13 protein-coding genes and 1 pseudogene are annotated in these 15,707 nt (G+C 55.1%); 10 read left to right on the top strand and 4 right to left on the bottom strand.

The window, feature by feature from the left end; genetic code table 11:
- Positions 1–57 precede the first annotated feature (57 nt).
- From JRJ26_11620 to JRJ26_11665, 10 genes and pseudogenes are all read left to right on the top strand, one after another.
- A pseudogene (locus tag JRJ26_11620) lies at positions 58–1,591 on the top strand (hypothetical protein).
- A gap of 875 nt (positions 1,592–2,466) precedes the next feature.
- Complete coding sequence (locus tag JRJ26_11625) at positions 2,467–3,441, top strand: extracellular solute-binding protein (protein ID MBW2058133.1); 975 nt, start codon at positions 2,467–2,469, stop codon at positions 3,439–3,441.
- Between the two features lie 160 nt (positions 3,442–3,601).
- Entirely contained in the window at positions 3,602–4,510 is a 909-nt protein-coding gene (locus JRJ26_11630) for a sugar ABC transporter permease (protein ID MBW2058134.1), read from the top strand.
- Positions 4,511–4,527: 17 nt separating this feature from the next.
- Positions 4,528–4,935, top strand: a complete 408-nt coding sequence (locus tag JRJ26_11635) for a hypothetical protein (GenBank protein ID MBW2058135.1) — start codon at positions 4,528–4,530, stop codon at positions 4,933–4,935.
- A gap of 218 nt (positions 4,936–5,153) precedes the next feature.
- Positions 5,154–6,089, top strand: a complete 936-nt coding sequence (locus JRJ26_11640; protein ID MBW2058136.1) for a beta-lactamase family protein — start codon at positions 5,154–5,156, stop codon at positions 6,087–6,089.
- Between the two features lie 57 nt (positions 6,090–6,146).
- The gene (locus JRJ26_11645; protein ID MBW2058137.1) at positions 6,147–6,554 is read left to right on the top strand and encodes a cupin domain-containing protein; all 408 of its coding nucleotides are present in this window, start codon (positions 6,147–6,149) and stop codon (positions 6,552–6,554) included.
- A 102-nt stretch (positions 6,555–6,656) separates the two neighbouring features.
- The gene (locus tag JRJ26_11650) at positions 6,657–7,691 is read left to right on the top strand and encodes a LacI family DNA-binding transcriptional regulator (protein ID MBW2058138.1); all 1,035 of its coding nucleotides are present in this window, start codon (positions 6,657–6,659) and stop codon (positions 7,689–7,691) included.
- 136 nt (positions 7,692–7,827) lie between these two features.
- Positions 7,828–8,649 carry a TIM barrel protein gene (locus tag JRJ26_11655; protein MBW2058139.1) on the top strand — a complete coding sequence of 274 codons (822 nt, stop codon included), beginning with the start codon at positions 7,828–7,830 and terminating at the stop codon, positions 8,647–8,649.
- 798 nt (positions 8,650–9,447) lie between these two features.
- Positions 9,448–9,996 (top strand): cytochrome c3 family protein, encoded by a 549-nt coding sequence (locus tag JRJ26_11660; protein ID MBW2058140.1) that lies wholly within the window; start codon positions 9,448–9,450, stop codon positions 9,994–9,996.
- Between the two features lie 94 nt (positions 9,997–10,090).
- A complete protein-coding gene (locus JRJ26_11665; GenBank protein ID MBW2058141.1) occupies positions 10,091–10,720 on the top strand; it encodes a DUF3786 domain-containing protein in 630 nt (209 codons plus the stop codon).
- Here JRJ26_11665 and JRJ26_11670 read toward each other — a convergent pair.
- The 4 genes from JRJ26_11670 to JRJ26_11685 all read right to left on the bottom strand — a co-directional run.
- Complete coding sequence (locus tag JRJ26_11670; GenBank protein ID MBW2058142.1) at positions 10,710–11,705, bottom strand: ADP-ribosylglycohydrolase family protein; 996 nt, start codon at positions 11,703–11,705, stop codon at positions 10,710–10,712. The genes JRJ26_11665 and JRJ26_11670 overlap by 11 nt on opposite strands.
- Positions 11,702–14,446 carry a PAS domain S-box protein gene (locus tag JRJ26_11675; GenBank protein ID MBW2058143.1) on the bottom strand — a complete coding sequence of 915 codons (2,745 nt, stop codon included), beginning with the start codon at positions 14,444–14,446 and terminating at the stop codon, positions 11,702–11,704. Before JRJ26_11675 ends, JRJ26_11670 begins: the two co-directional genes overlap by 4 nt.
- A 407-nt stretch (positions 14,447–14,853) precedes the next feature.
- Positions 14,854–15,387, bottom strand: coding sequence for a hypothetical protein (locus JRJ26_11680; GenBank protein ID MBW2058144.1), 534 nt, complete (start codon positions 15,385–15,387; stop codon positions 14,854–14,856).
- A 5-nt stretch (positions 15,388–15,392) separates the two neighbouring features.
- The coding region (locus tag JRJ26_11685; protein MBW2058145.1) for a hypothetical protein at positions 15,393–15,707 on the bottom strand (315 nt) is incomplete at its 5' end.

Here is a 15,707-nt window from a genome sequence, read left to right on the forward strand (position 1 = left end):
TATTGCAGGCACGGCAGATTCAGGAGGAAAGACGAGCACGATCAAGGGGGTTCAAACATGACGCGCATGTCAGGGGGGGCCGCGATCGTCCAATCTCTGGTCTCCCACGGTGTTGACCGGATCTTCGGGTTGCCCGGGGTACAGATCTACAGCCTTTTCGACGCCCTGTATGAGGCTCGGGACAGGATCGGCGTGATCGGGACCCGCCATGAGCAGGGGGCGGCCTATATGGCCTTCGGCTATGCGGCTTCAACCGGCCAGGTGGGTACCTATGCGGTTGTACCGGGCCCCGGCGTGCTCAACACGACCGCCGCCCTGTGCACGGCCTATGGCTCGAATACTCCGGTTTTGTGTATCACGGGGCAGGTTCCTTCGGCTTATCTGGGAAGAGGGCAAGGCCATCTCCATGAACTGCCGGATCAACTGGCTACCATGCGCACCCTCACCAAATGGGCGGCCCGGATCGATCATCCCGCGCGGGTTCCCAGCCTGGTAGCGGAGGCTTTCAGGCAAATGAACTCGGGCCGGCCAGGACCGGTGGAGCTGGAAATGTGCTGGGATATCATGGACATGGAGGCGGAAGTCGAGATAGCCGGGCCTGGTCCGGGCGAACCGCCTGTTCCTCCTGACCTTGAACAGATCGAACGAGCAGCCGAGATGGTCGCGGGAGCCGAGAAACCCATGATAGTGGTTGGTGGCGGTGCCCTTGGAGCGAGGCAAGAAATCCTTGAACTTGCGCAGACCCTCCAGGCCCCGGTAGTATCTTTTCGAAGGGGCCGGGGGATCGTGAGTGATCGGCACGACCTGGGATTGGCCCCGCAGGTCCAAGGATCTCAAGCTTATTCGGATTGACATCGATCCGGTAGAAATGGTCAGGCTCAAGCCCGATGTGGGGATCGTCGGGGATTCCAGGACCGTCGTTCGGGAGCTGATTGGGGCCGTCCAAAGAGTCCACCGTGTCCGATCCTCCCGCAAAGAGGAGATTCGTGAAGCAAAAGCCAAAGCCGCCCGTGACATACAGAAGGTCCAGCCGCAGATGTCTTTCCTCGAAGTCATCCGCGAGGTACTTCCACCGGACGGCTTCTTTGTCGAAGAGATCTGCCAGGTTGGTTTTGCCTCGTGGTTCGGCTTTCCCGTCTATGAACCCCGGACCTTTGTGACCTGCGGGTATCAGCAAACCCTCGGCTTTGGATTCCCCACCGCTCTTGGGGTGAAGGTGGCAAACCCCGGCAAGGCCGTGGTCTCCGTCACCGGAGACGGGGGCTTCATGTTCGGGATGCACGAACTTGCAACAGCCGTCCAGTACAATATCGGGGTCGTAACGATCGTCTTCAACAACGGCGGCTACGGCAATGTCAGGCGCGATCAGAAAAAGAGGTTCGGCGGCCGTCTGATCTCCTCTGAACTGCTGAACCCCGACTTCGTACGTCTCGGGGAATCCTTTGGAGCGGCGGCGTACCGGGCCGGCACACCCAAGGAACTCAAAACCGCCCTGGAAAGAGCCCTTGCAAGCGATGCCCCTTCCCTTATCGAAGTACCTGTTGAAAGAGACTCCGAGGCGAGTCCCTGGGAACTCATATATCCCCGATAGGCTTCTATCAAACTCCGCATCCGGTTGCCTCTTGCAGCCCTCTGCTCAGCCTCACTTCACGGGAGCAGGGGTCAAGTCTCGTTTTGAGTCTTTTCGGGCGGAAGTGCCCGCTCCCTGGAAGACCTGTCAAAAAAAAGCTTGACAACGGGGAAGGAGAAGGATTATAAGAAAAAAACGTGAATGAATCGTTTCATCCGATCGGATTTTTTCTAATTCCTTTAGGCAACCCGGCCTCCGATGGGTATTTAATTGAATTGAAGCAGGGCGCAGGGCTCCAGACATGGCAGGCAGATGAATCGTTTCATAACACCGGCACATTCATCTTTCTTGTCACTGGCCATGGATAACTTGAGGCAATCTCCATGGAGAAAATCACCCCAAGGAATCCAATGACTCACCAAGAGGATCAGGGAGTCACCGGCTCACCCACGACAAACAAGGGGGCAACAGGCAGAAAGAGCCTTACCCATAAGGGAAAGGGGGGACTTTCCAACCGGATTACAAGCAAAGGAGGGGTGCGATGATGAAATCTCTACTTGCGAAGGTACTGGCATTAACCGCGACTCTCGGCTTAGCCTTTCTTCTAGTGGGTCCCCTGGACCCGGGCTCGGCTGCAGGCAAAAGGGAGCTCAATGTGGCGTACATGAACTATCCCGTTCATGCACAGCAGGTAAAATGGTTCAAGAAATGGGGAGAAATGAACGGGGTGACGGTCAAAGGAACGCCGATCCCCTACACGGTTTACCTCGAAAAGATAACCGCGAGCCTGATATCGGGGCCACAGGAATTCGACATCATCTTCCACAACGATGACTGGGGTCAGCTCCTCGGGGGCCTTTCTGGAGCCTCTGGACGACGTAAAGCCCATTTATGCAATGGACAAGAAAGCGCTCATCGATCCGGGCATGCTCTGGCCAGGGCCGGACGGAAGGATGCACGCAACGGCATTCCCCCTGACGGAAACCCTCGGCATCTTCTTCTACCGTAAGGATCTGATATCGCGCGATGAATACCCGAGGACCTGGGGCGAACTCGTGGAAACTTCCAAGAGATTGCAGAAAGAAGGCAAGATCGAATGGGGCCTTGTTGGTGGTATGAAGTACCCAAATACCTACAATACGATCCTCTGGTCCCTCTGGAGCAATGGCTGCGACATATTCTACCCGTTCAACGAGCGAAACAACGACGTTCTGGCAAAGAACGGCTGGAGAACCATGCTCCCCGAGCCGTGCTTTCGTGAAACCATCGAGTTTTGGTGGGACAATATCCATGTTCACAAGATCTGCCCGCCGGGGCAAGTTGGATACACGGCGACAGAGGCTGACGGCATCTTCATGGCAGGCAAAGCCCTGGTGGAAGAGAACGATACGACACTTTACGGCAAGTACAACGACCCCAAGAAGTCGAAAATCGCCGGGAAAGTGGCAATGGGACCCTTTATCATGGGTCCCAGCTCTCCGCATAAGTCGATAGCCTGGAGGGCTGCATGGTTCTGGGCAATCCCAAAAGCATGTTCTCCTGCACAGAAGAAACTCGCCAAACAGTTGCTCACATGGATGGGTGAAACAGAAGAAGTCCAAAGAGACCTGTGGACATCGGTTGGCGGCATTCCTCCGGTTCTCAAAGTGCAAGAGAAACTTGCAAAAGAGGACCCACTATTCAGGGACCTGAGGTCTTCCGTAATCAACGTGGACTACGTCATGACTCCATGTTACTTCTTCAAGCAGTGGCCAAGGGTCAATGCAACTCTCTCAGACGTTGTGACCAAGGCTCTGGTTGGGAAAAGAAGCGACATCGGCAAGGTCTTGAATGACGGAGCAAAGAAGATTACCTCGATCATGACTGAGTAGCCGAAAAATGAACCAGAATTCGGTTGATGTCTCCCCTTTTTTGTCTTTCATCCCAGATCCGCAGGAGAACCAGGTGTGAGGCCGGCCCAGCACGCCAAGAGAAAAACAGTATAGTCCTCCGCTGATCAATCCGCCACTCCTCGCATGGATGGAGAAGCCGATGGCTCAGCCTGCAATCTCAACGAAAGTGCCTTCACACGCCGCCGCACGGCGGCGGTTCATGTTCTTTTTGATAGCACCGGCAGTCTTTGTTCTGCTTGCCTTTGAAATTCTCCCCATTTTCATGGGAATCGATGCCAGCCTCCGCCGGTTTATCCTGACCGATCTGCAACATCCATTTATCGGACTCAAGAACTACATCAAAGTCATTACCGATGCGCAGTTCTACGGTGTGGTCCTGTTCAACACCTTTCTCTTCATGTTTGCCTCCGTGTCAGGAGGGCTTCTCCTCGGCCTGGGGTTGGCTGTGCTCTTGAACCGAAAATTCCGAGGGCAGAATGTCGTCCGTACGGTGATCGTCTTCCCGATGATGGTGGCACCGGTGGTAGCCGCGACCATGGTCGCCTGGATCTTCAACGACCAGTTCGGAATCGTCAACGTGATTATGAGGGCGCTGGGGTTTGAACCGGTGGTCTGGCTCGTTAATCGATGGTCCAGTATGTCCATCGTCATCCTCACCGATATCTGGCTCTGGACCCCATGGTACGTCCTGCTGATACTTGCCGCCCTTCAGAACATTCCTCCGGAACCCCATGAAGCGGCAAGAATAGACGGAGCCAACGAATGGCAGGTTTTCAGGAGTGTTACGCTTCCGCTTTTGCGCCCAGTGCTCCTCGTTGCCATTGTTATTCGTTCCATCGACGCCTTCCGTGTCTTCGATGTTGTCTGGACCATTACAAGGGGGGAACCGGGGCGAATGACAGAGGTCTTTAGCATCTATTCTTACAAGGAATCATTCGTGTTTTTGGATTTCGGAGTTGGAGCGGCTTCTTCGATCATCGGAGCACTTATCATCATGGTTATAGGTGTAGTTCTCTATTTCGGACTCTACTACCTTTCAGAATTGTAGAACAAAGGGGTGATCCTATGCTTGCCAGGGGATGGGAAAGGGTCTTTTTCGGGCTCACCATGGTTGCAATCTGTTCGCTGATTGTCTTCCCGGTCTTTTGGATGACATTGACTGCTCTCCGCCCGGAGTCCGAGGTATTCTATGTACACAGAGGAACCCACATTACCCTGGCGAATTTTTGGGAAGCTTGGCGCTATCCGATGATACAGGAGTCTTTCATCAACAGCGCGGTTGTCGCCACACTGGCCACAATTTTCTCCATTCAGGTGACCGTAATGAGCGGCTATATGCTTTCCCGCTTCAGGGGGGCGGCGAGCAAGACCGTCTTTGTCGTACTCTATCTTTTCCGCACCGTCCCTTACATCACCTGGGTGCTACCCCGGCACAGTTTGTTCACGAGTTGGGCATCGAATGGCACCTTATGAGTGCCACGGCGGTCATGGCCATGATACCCGCCCTGGTGGTCACGCTGTTCGGTCAAAAGTACGTGGTCAGGGGATTACGAATCTAGGAAGAGAAAACAGAGAAGGCGGAATTCTTCCCGGGCAGATCCGAATGCTGCCTTGGCCGGAAAAAGGAATCAAGCCGCCCTTGTGCATGTTCCGTAGTGATAGAATCAAGGAATCGCCGGAAGCAGGTGCCTATGAAAACCTTCATCTTTGAGAACGCTGAACCCGAGAGCCTCGGGATCTCCCCGGCGGGTCTCGGAGATCTTATCGCGTATTCGGACTCTCTTTCCCATGAGAACGGCCTCCTCCTACTGAGTCACGACCGGGTCCTGCTCGAACGCTATTCAGCATCATCTGAAACCACGAAATGGAATACATACTCTACGACCAAGTCCTTCGGTGCGGCTCTTCTTGTGCTCGCCTTGGACAGCGGTGCGATAAGACTTGCCGACAATGTCTGCGGCAGGACGGATATGACCGTCCACCATCTGGCTTCCATGACCGCAGGCTTCCCTAAGCCAAGCGATATCACCTGCGATGCAGAACTCCTTTTCCAGCCCGGAGCCGACTTCGCATACAGCGATGGCGGGACGAACATCTTGCGGGATGTTATCATCGACGCATTCGGAGTGGAGGATATCGGGGTTCTGCTGAGAGATCGTATTCTGGCACCCATCGAAGCCGATGATTGGCTTTGGGATGGGAGATTCAGCGCCGGGCTCCACATGACGGTCCGGGACATGGCTCGCTACGGCCGTCTTTGGCTCCGTAAGGGGGACTGGGACGGTGAAAGGCTATTCTCTGAGGCCAATGCCAATCTGGCTACCCGCGCTTCCAATCCCGATCTGATGAAAGCCTACGGCTATCTCTGGTGGGTAAACTCCCACGGCCAGCCCGAACCTTATGACCGTTACGGTTTCAAAATCAACCCGATTTTCACACCCCGTGTCCCGGCCGATGCCTTCATGGCAATCGGTGCCTCTAGAACATTTATCCTCGTCGTCCCAAGCCTTGAACTCGTGGCTGTTCGCGGCGGTACGGGATTCGTGAGCATCCAGAGCGGTGATACGCGCCTCAGTGATGAAAGCCGGGGATTCGTAGACTCCGTGCTGGCCGCTCTGGTCACATGAATGAAGAAACAGGAGACAATCCGGAAAAAAAGAGAATACGACCCAAGGGGGAAAAGAATGGAGAAAGAACTGTTTGCGTATGCAAAAGACATGAAGTATGTTGTTCATAAGACCAATGGCCGCCATTCCACTCTGATTGTCACCCCACAAGACATGGGAGCGAAGAACTTCATTGTGGGTTGCCATACCATGGATCCGGGCGGTGGAGCGCCCGAGCATACCCATGAAAATGAACAGGAGGCGATGTTCTTCTACGAAGGGACCGGCGTTGCCACCATAGACGGTGTGGACTACGAGATCCTCCCCGATTCGGTCATGTTGGCTCCACCCGGGACAAGACACAGTATTCGCAATACGGGTAAGGGACCTCTCAAGTTCGTGTTCGTCTATTGCCCGCCCCTGCCGGAGCATGTGAGCCGGGAAGAATACTTCAAACGGGCCAAAGACAGGATTCAAGAAGCCTAGCAAAAGGCGTCCCACATTCGGGAGCCGCCCCGGTTTTTGAAAGCGGCTCGGAGCTCGATGAGGATTGCTGGTCAAATGCCTTGAGCTGAATTGGAAGGCTGTATGTCGGTGACCATCAAGGATATAGCGCACTACGCCGGTGTCTCAGTCGGTACGGTTTCCAAGGTGCTGAACAGCCCCGAGAATGTTGGGGAAGACCTTCGTTTCAGAGTCCAGGCGGTTATCGAAAAACTCAACTACCGGCCGAGTGCCCTGGCAAGAGGAATGAAAATCAGGAGAACGCTGACCATCGGCCTGATTATCCCCAGGATCATAAATACCTTCTATGTCCAGGTCATAGAATTGATAGAGAAAGAGGTCCACAATTGGAACTATACGCTCATTCTCGGCAACACGGAAGACGATCTCGAAAGAGAGCTGAACTGTCTGAGGACCTTTGCCAATATGCGGGTTGACGGGCTCATCCTGGCTTCTGTCGGCAGGATGCAGGAGCCAAAGATCAGGGGGGAAATTGAAACCTATCACGCCCTGAACATACCGGTCGTTCTGATCGCCAGGAGGCTTCCGAATACCGATCTCGATACGGTCCAGCTTGAAAACAGAGCCGGAGCCTATCAGGCTACCCGACACCTGATAGAGAGTGGCCACAGGGCAATAGGGATGATCTCCAGTTCCATACAGACCTCAGCAGGTCCCGAGCGAATCGAAGGATACTTGCAAGCCTTGGAGGAATTCAAGATTCCCTACGACCGTGAGCTGGTCCACATGGGCGAGCTCAATCTCGACAGCGGCTACAACATAACGAACAGGCTGCTGAACCTGGCCAGTCCACCGTCAGCCATCTTCGTGGGCAGCAACTTCCAGTTGCTAGGGACCCTGAGGGCCCTCAAGGAGAAGAATATCCGCATACCGGAGGAGGTTTCCTTGATTTGTTTTGACGATACGGAATGGAGTTCATTCGTCGATCCCCCCTTAACCGCCATAAGACCCGACACTGAGAGCTTTTGCAAGACCGCCGCCGGTCTGCTTTTTGATCGAATTCATGGAGGCTACGCAGGGCCCGGGCGTCTTCGAACCATACCCACAGAGCTTGTTGTTCGGAAATCCGTGAAACGCCTGCATTCACAATCCGACTGAGCTCCTTGCCCGCCGAATCCCAGGGACAACAAATGGAGCCGGGAGGCTGCGGGTGTGTAAGGGACCTGCCCCTGCTTCTCCAAATCTTCTCAATGCCGCTCGCGGCTGGAAACCTACCGGAGGTCCCGGGGGCACGATGAAATTGGGGTTGAGTAGTTACGCATACCGTTGGAGCATCGGCGTAGGGAGTTCTCTTCCCTCGAGTCCCATGGACGTTCATCAATTTGTCGATCGTGCGATCGATCTTAACGTAAGCGGGGTCCAGATCTGCGACAATTTGAGGTATCAAAACCTCTCTCCGGTTGAGATCCGAGAGATCAGAAGAAAAATCGAAACCAGGGGGATGTTCATCGAAACAGGGGCCAGGGGTTCCAAGCCCCAGTATCTGAGGAAGATGCTCAACCTGTCGAACCAGCTCGGATCCAAGATACTGAGGGTTGTTGCGGAGATCGATCGTAAGGGCGGCAAAGAATACGTGGCAAAGCAGATCGACACCCTTGTCCGAGAAATCGGAGAAGTACTGAACCTGGCCGAGGATCTCGACATCAGGTTAGCATTAGAAAACCATGCAACCCTATCATCCGAAGAGATCCTCGCCATCGTACGATCCATCGGCAGCGGTTTCCTAAAGGTCTGCCTGGACACCATGAACTCCGTTGCATTGATGGAGCATCCCCTCCAGACTGCTCGAGCGCTTGCTCCTCACGCCGTCACCGTACACCTAAAGGACTTCAAGATCGAGAAGCAACCGGGGTACTACAGGATCGTGGGTGTTCCCCTGGGTGAAGGGCTTGTCGACTTTCCACAGATCATGAGGATCCTCAAGGAGAGCGGGTTGGATCCGAGTGTTCACATAGAACTCTACGTGGACAGGAAAGAAAACGAGAGGGCTACCAGACACTGGGAAGAGGAGTGTGTCGCCAAGAGCCTTCGATATGCAAGAGCCAATCTCCTGTGACCTCTTTCCCCCTTTCAGAATCTTGACAGGACAGGACCTGTCTCTCCCTTGGTCACCGTCTCAAATCAACTTTACCGACAGAAATGCCCTCGCGCCGTCGCGAAGGGTGGAGCCGGGACTGTTCGCCGGAACCGTCAGTCTCTCTCCAATTGAGAGTCATATTCACGATCCCTGGACGACCTGCCAAAAAAGTGGAGTTTCCCGAATTTTCGGCCGAGGATCCTTACAAGTATATGACTTCACGATTTTTTCTGTTTTGGCAGGAGAACACCCTTGTTCCCTCGCTCCTGAGCTCACGCGGTGAACCTATCAAGGTTCGCGGGTGGACAGTTCCTGCCCCTTCCCCAGGAACACGACTCACGAATCACGAACACGGCCCGGATCATTACTATTTCGTCGTTTTGGCAGATCATGGCGGCGCCGGCAACGACCACGTGATGGAGACAGCTGACGAACTGACCATTCCATGGATGGTCTCAGGTCCTTGAATCAGGAGGGGATACGAGATAAAGGAGGATGTCAACATCTGCGACACGGCTCCAACGGTCGCCAAGCTGCTCCGGCTTCCTATACAGAAGATCTGGCAAGGCAGAGTGATCACGGAGATTTTCCAAAGCATCTCGCCCAAGGGCTGAGCCCTCGCCACGGCTGGTCGAGAGAAAACCCAGCCCCTGCCGGTCCTTTCTCTCCTTCCACGGCCCGGTCAGGGCTGTTGACTTCCGGGGTGGTCTTGGGATATATTGAAATCCTCGTGAAAACTTTCATTTGTGAGCTCAGCAGGGAAAGGGGCTGGAAGAGATGAACGGGCGGAGTCTCGGAGCTATCATCTGTGTTCTTTTTGTCGTTGGAATCGTCTTCATGATAGCGGAAATCCCCAAGGCGGGACCCTCAGGAACCACCTCGGGCCTCTTTGAACCGGTGGCTGCTGTCCCGCAAAGGGCGGCGCCCGTCGCCGTTGCTGTAAAGGCCCCTGAAAAGGAAGAGGCCGAGGTACCCAAAGGAGAGACCCAGCCCCCCGCCGAAAAAGAAAAACCATCAGAGGAGAAACCAAAACCGGCAATCAAGGAGCCCGAATCGGAAGAACCACCGGAAACGGTCGAGTTTACACCCAGCTACGGCCGGGTGATCTTCACCCATACGATGCATTTCGAGGACTACGGACTCGACTGTGGCGACTGCCATCACGAAGACCTGGAAGGCGGGATGACCAAGTGTATCAACTGCCATGAGCCTCCCAAGAAAGCCCTCCACAAGAACTGCTTGGGATGCCATAAGAAACTCAAGGCCCAAGGCAAAGACACAGGACCGGTCAAGTGCAGGGAGTGCCACATCAAAAAGGCCTCGTGAGAAGCGTACCGCACCGCCACCCAGGCGACACCCTGGGAAAGACCGACAACAAGTCCCCTCTTCCTTCTGCACCCGAAAAAGAGGAACCATTCTCATGACAGACGAGAAAAACCTGGAGCAGACCTTTGCCGCTTACTGGGACAAACTCGAGGGACTCCACCCCATCGAGGTGTGCGAAAGGACGGAAGCCGTCTATCGCTATGACAAGAACGGATACTTTCTGCCCTTTCTCAATCAACGATACCTCGTCATTCCCAACCAGCGGAAGATCATGAGGATCAGACCCGACGAGACCTTGGAGAGTGAGCCCGTGAGTATGGGCTTCTATCTCATGTCTCTATTCTATCTCACGGACGCAAAAAAGGTGCAGCCCGCAAGGCGTTGGATCAGCGAAAAGGATCTGAGAGGCGGCGAAATGTTCTTCCGCGGCCCTCATGCCTTGCCGCTAACGGAGGTAACCGAGAAATACGGGGACGATCCGGAGGCTTTTCTTGAGGCGGGCAAGCGGCTGGGCGGTGTGAAGATGCTTTACGGGGACATGGCCTTTGGACTGGACGTCTTCCCCAAGATACTGCTCGTCTACATCCTGTGGAAGGGTGATGAGGAATTCTCCTCGCGGGTGCAGGTACTCTTCGACCAGACCATCCAGGAGCACTTCCCCCTGGATGTCATCTGGTGTGCCGTCTCGGAGGTCAACCGCCGCCTGGTGAGTCTCAAGATCTAGCCTCTTGCCCGGCTTCCCGGCTCTTGATCTCTGCCAACTTTTCCGCCAGAGAAGCGACGTAATCCCTCCCCTTGGGACCGTTCTCAAGTGAGCCAAGCCACTCACAGGGGATCTCGCCGTATCCGTAATACGCCCCGGCAAGAGCACCTGCCATGGCCCCGATGGTATCTGTATCCCCGCCGCAGTTCACAGCCACGACCAGAGTATCTCTGAAGCTTTCGGCGAGAAGAAACGAGGCCAATGCCGGTGGAACCGCGCCAAGGGCACTTATATCGCAAGGAAAGCGTGATGCGATCCTCTCAATCGTCTCCCTCAGATCCCGCCCCCGGCGAATCTCCTTCACCCTTTCAATGGCCCTGGCCATATCCTCGCTTACGGAACGTACCGTCTCCGAAAGGGTATCGACAAATTCCGCTCTTTCGAGCGCCTCCCGCGAGATCCCCTTCAGTGTCGCCAGAGCCACGGCCTTTGCCTGGGCGAGCCCACCTGCGAGCCCCAGGGGATGCTGGTGAGTAATCCAGGTACAGGCGTGCGCCGCTTCTCGCAATCGGCCTGGAAGATCGTAGTAGAAAAACCCGATCGGGGCAATCCGCATGGCCCCCCCGTTGCCCCAGCTGTCCGTGCCTGCCTCATTCCATGCTACACCGCAACGCAGCCGCTCCATAACTCCGAAGATCCGCCCCCCATAGCCCCGATGCGGATCGAAGTTGGCCAGAAACCTCCTGCTTGTCAACTCCGGATCAAACCGCGGAGATTCCACCAGGCTCTCCATGATGCCTATCATCATCTCCGTGTCGTCCGTGTAAACACCTTCTTTCATCCTGCCGAGAAGCCCATAGGCCGCCCGGATCATCTGGGAGCTCCAGCCTTCGACCGGCCGGCCGAGAGCGTCTCCCACAAAAGTGCCGAGAGCCGATCCCTTGAACCGCGCCTTCAAATGCTCCAGAACTCCGGGGCTGCCGGCTTTCCTCTGCTCCGGAGTCACGGCCCTCCCTCTTCCATCCTCTTTCTCAGTTCCAGACCCTCCGAAACCAGCTCCAGCAGTTGATGGATCCGGAAGGGTTTGGAAATCTGAAGATCTATCCCGCTCTCCCTTACCTTCTGCTTGTCCAGGGTCGCCCCCCACCCCGTGATTATGATCACGGGTGTCTTGGAATTGATCTCCTTTATCGCCTTTGCCACCTGCCACCCGGAAATCTCGGGCATTCCGAGATCGGTGAAAACCAGATCGAACTCTCCCTCCTTGAAGATCTTTATTCCCTCTTCCCCTCCTGAGGCCAGGGTCACTCGATGGCCCTCAAGAGTGAGAATGTCATACAGGTTTTTCCGAATCGCCTCCTCGTCATCCACCACCAGGATCGAGGCGGGCACCACGGTTCTATCGCGGGCCTCCCTCTCCTCAACGGGAGATCCTCCCATGGCCGCCGGGAGTTTGAGGGTAAAGGTCGTTCCTTTGTGTCTCTTACTCTTGATCAAGATCTCTCCTCCGTGTCGCTTGGCAATCCCATAGGAGACGCTGAGTCCTAAGCCAGAGCTTTGGGGCCCCCTGGTGGTGAAGAAAGGATCAAAGACCCGCTTCTGGACCTCCCTGCTCATCCCAACCCCGGTATCTGTCACAGAGACCCAACTGGTATCGTCTTCGGTTCCGGTTTCTATGAGAATATCCCCTCCCTCGGGCATGGCGTTGACGGCATTGACCACCAGGTTGATAAGGACCTCCCTCAGTTCTGAGGGATTTCCCAAAACAGGATGGACCTCGCCCAGGCTCTCGCTTACGGTTATTTTCACTCCTCTTGACTCTGCCTGGTCTTTCCACCGGGGCCGGGTCAGCTCGATGACATCTTTGACCACTTCATGGAGGTTGACATTGACGAAGCTCCTGTCAGAACGAACCCTTGTGAATTCCTGGATTCTTCGAACGGTTTCGGCCGCATCCGAAGCAGCCGTCTCGATGATGTCCAACCCTTCGGCTATTTGGACATCGGGTTCCACTCCCCGGTCGGCGGCCTGCCGCTCGAGGTAGAGTTTCAGCAATTGGGCCCGTCCAAGGATCGCCGCCAGAATATTGTTGAAGTCGTGGGCAACGCCTCCTGCCATCTCTCCCAGAGCCGTGAGTTTCTCCATCTGGATGGCTTGCTCCTCCCGCCTCTTGGCCTCGGTGACATCCCGCGCAACGGCCTGTACACCCGTTACCTGCCCGTCTGCTCCCCTAACGGAATTCATTGTCCAGCTTACATGGCGAATCTCGCCCTTGGCGTTCAAGAGACGATTTTCAAAGCTGACGAGGTTCTTGCCGTGAAAGACCATGTTAATCTGACGCCGGGTCTTTCTTAGATCATCGGCCACGACGTGGTCGTCGAGACACCTTCCCACCAGGTCCTCCTGCCTCTTCCCGAAGAATGCAAGCCCCGATGGATTGACAAAGGTGAATACCCGGTTGTAATCCAGCTGGACTATGATATCACCCGAACCTTCCACCAGGCTCCTATAGAGAGCCTCAGACTCTCTGACCTTCTCCTCCAATTCCCTTTTCTCGGTCACATCGCGAAGAAAGCTGAGAACGGCCGGACTCCCCTCCCACTCGCACCCGACGACGGTCATCTCGGCTCGATGAGTACTACCGTCCTTTCCGACCAGTCTGAAGTCATAGACGTTTCCAAGCCTCCTTCCGGATCTGTTGTCACGCCGGAGCCGGTCGATTACTCCCCTGTCCTCCGGCAAAACCAGACCGGCCAGCTTTTTCCCCACGATCTCTTCCCCTGAGTAACCGAGCAGTTGAAAAGCCTTGGCATTGGCAAATCTGATCTGCCAATCCTGAAGGACCAAGATGACATCCTCGGAGTTCTCGATCAGGGTTCGATACCTCTCCTCCGAATCCCTCAACGCCTTGGTTCGTGACTCGACTATCCTCTCGAGGTTGGCGGCGAGCGACCGGTACCTCTCCTCGGATTTTCTCAGGTCCTCTGTCCGCTCCTCGATCTTCTGCTCCAGGTTGAAGACGAGATCCTCCTTTTCAAGGCGCTCCTTTTCGTATGCCTCCACAAAATCCGGTCCCATCACATAGAAGAAGAAGCCCTGAATCCTCTTTATCAGTGGAAGCCCGGTCCATACGGCCTCAAAGATACATGCCGGCGCTCCCTCTGTGACGCAGTTCGTCTCGGTGAGACGAATGTTCTTTGCCCCGCTGACCAAGCCGTAACCCGCATAGATCCCGAGGTTCCACTCACAGATCTCCTTTGTCGGTTCTTTGCCCGGCCGGTAGCGAAGTTCAAATACCGCGCGGCCTCGACCTTGCTCGACGATCCTCACCGTCTTGGTACGGTTGTACTTCCGGTTCTCCCTTGGAACACGTGCCAGGAGCCGATCGGCCGGCAGAATCCTAGCCAGTGCCGAGAACTTCTTCAGGGAGGCGTGCTGCAACACGGTCTCTATGCCCGCCCGGTAGAGAGGCCGATTTCCAGGGAGAATCCTCGAGGCGTTTTGGAAGAACCTGATGGAGAACTCATTGGAGACCCAGTAGTCGGGATCTTGCAGATGCTCCAGACCGACAGGGACGATCCTTCCAGGTTCATACTTGTCTTCTATGAGGAACTCGTCGCCATCGACAAGCCCATGGAGAAGCGAATCTACGGCATCCCTGCCCAACCTGGCAGAAACATAGTCGATGAGAGCCGCAAAATTGATACAGGATATGTCCCGATCCATGGGTTTACCCGGTGCACTCATGGAGTCATTCCCTCGCCGGCAGTCTTCACGAACCTCTCTCTGCCGTGCGTGCCGATGACGCAAAAAGCACCTGCTTCTTCCTCCGGGCTCGTACCGGTTGCCCGCAGTCTCAGAACAAGGCCGGACAAAACCCCACTCCTTACCATCTTTCTCTACAAATCGAGGCCTACTCGATTATGAAATTATAGCAAACACACTACCTTGTCAAACAGTGCTTCCGGCCACACCACCTCGGAAAACAGGACCGGCTGATGGGGGACTGCGCCTGCCACTCGGACCCCAAGTGCAAAAGCGGCTCCCGGCTCAAACCGGAAGCCGCTCCTACCAACCGGACAGGATGCGAAGCTATGCCGGAAAGGTTGAGGCGTTGCGCGTGCAGAAAAGACTACCGCGAAATACCACCAGGTTCATTCCCGCCCCCTCGATCCAAACACCAGGTACTTTCCCTCTTTTCTCCCCTCGGTTTGAGGTATCTTCTGGAGAAGGAAATGATCCCTGGCAAGTTCCATCAAGCGGGGATACTTCTCGGCGACATCTTTCTCCTTCACCACAATATAGTCGATCCCCTTTTGTGAAGCTCTGGAAATATCCCGTTCATACCTGCCCGGATCCAAGATCAAGAGATCCCCCCCGGCGTAGTAGGCCACCCGGGGCGAGTCGGTCAGGATCAGAGGCACCCCGATCTCCCGGCTCCTTATCCAGAGGCCGATGACCTTCCGCTCCAGCTTTTCCACCCGCTGAGGCCTCAAAAGAACAGGCAGAAACACCATGAAAATCAGAACGAACAGCCCAAGAGCCACTCTCTGCGGAGAGAGATTCAAACGCCTCGTCACTCTCTCCTGAATCTCCACCACTCCCACACCGGCCCACAGATAGGAGAGGAAGATCGGGAAAAAGAGGTATCTCTGGCTCGACCACATCATCAATCCGATGACACTCATATATGCTATGATAAAGGAAAATACGAATATCTCCTTGGAGAGATCCCTGGCGACCGTCTTTCTCCTGACAAGGCAAGGAGAAAGAAAAAAACAAAAGGGTGGTAGACCTTTATGATTCTCCTCAGCAGCCTGAAAGCCCCTTTCTCACCTCCGCCCAGATTCACCGTCTTATCGAAAAGGATGGATTCGATCAAGATCCGTGCACTTACCGTCTTCTTGCTGATATCCAACTTCCCTGTAACCGCCCTGGCATTCATCATCAGCGGCACGACGATGGCCGCGCAAAGGGCGATGATCACAACAATATAGCCCAGCCTCTT

Source organism: Deltaproteobacteria bacterium (assembly GCA_019308905.1).
Lineage (GTDB): Bacteria > Desulfobacterota > BSN033 > WVXP01 > WVXP01 > JAFDHF01.

Bases quoted from the DNA above. Each gene is read 5' to 3' on its own strand.
- JRJ26_11625 (MBW2058133.1), top strand. From the start codon at position 2,467: ATGGACAAGAAAGCGCTCATCGATCCGGGCATGCTCTGGCCAGGGCCG.
- JRJ26_11630 (MBW2058134.1), top strand. From the start codon at position 3,602: ATGGCTCAGCCTGCAATCTCAACGAAAGTGCCTTCACACGCCGCCGCA.
- JRJ26_11635 (MBW2058135.1), top strand. From the start codon at position 4,528: ATGCTTGCCAGGGGATGGGAAAGGGTCTTTTTCGGGCTCACCATGGTT.
- JRJ26_11640 (MBW2058136.1), top strand. From the start codon at position 5,154: ATGAAAACCTTCATCTTTGAGAACGCTGAACCCGAGAGCCTCGGGATC.
- JRJ26_11645 (MBW2058137.1), top strand. From the start codon at position 6,147: ATGGAGAAAGAACTGTTTGCGTATGCAAAAGACATGAAGTATGTTGTT.
- JRJ26_11650 (MBW2058138.1), top strand. From the start codon at position 6,657: ATGTCGGTGACCATCAAGGATATAGCGCACTACGCCGGTGTCTCAGTC.
- JRJ26_11655 (MBW2058139.1), top strand. From the start codon at position 7,828: ATGAAATTGGGGTTGAGTAGTTACGCATACCGTTGGAGCATCGGCGTA.
- JRJ26_11660 (MBW2058140.1), top strand. From the start codon at position 9,448: ATGAACGGGCGGAGTCTCGGAGCTATCATCTGTGTTCTTTTTGTCGTT.
- JRJ26_11665 (MBW2058141.1), top strand. From the start codon at position 10,091: ATGACAGACGAGAAAAACCTGGAGCAGACCTTTGCCGCTTACTGGGAC.
- JRJ26_11675 (MBW2058143.1), bottom strand. From the start codon at position 14,446: ATGAGTGCACCGGGTAAACCCATGGATCGGGACATATCCTGTATCAAT.
- JRJ26_11680 (MBW2058144.1), bottom strand. From the start codon at position 15,387: ATGAGTGTCATCGGATTGATGATGTGGTCGAGCCAGAGATACCTCTTT.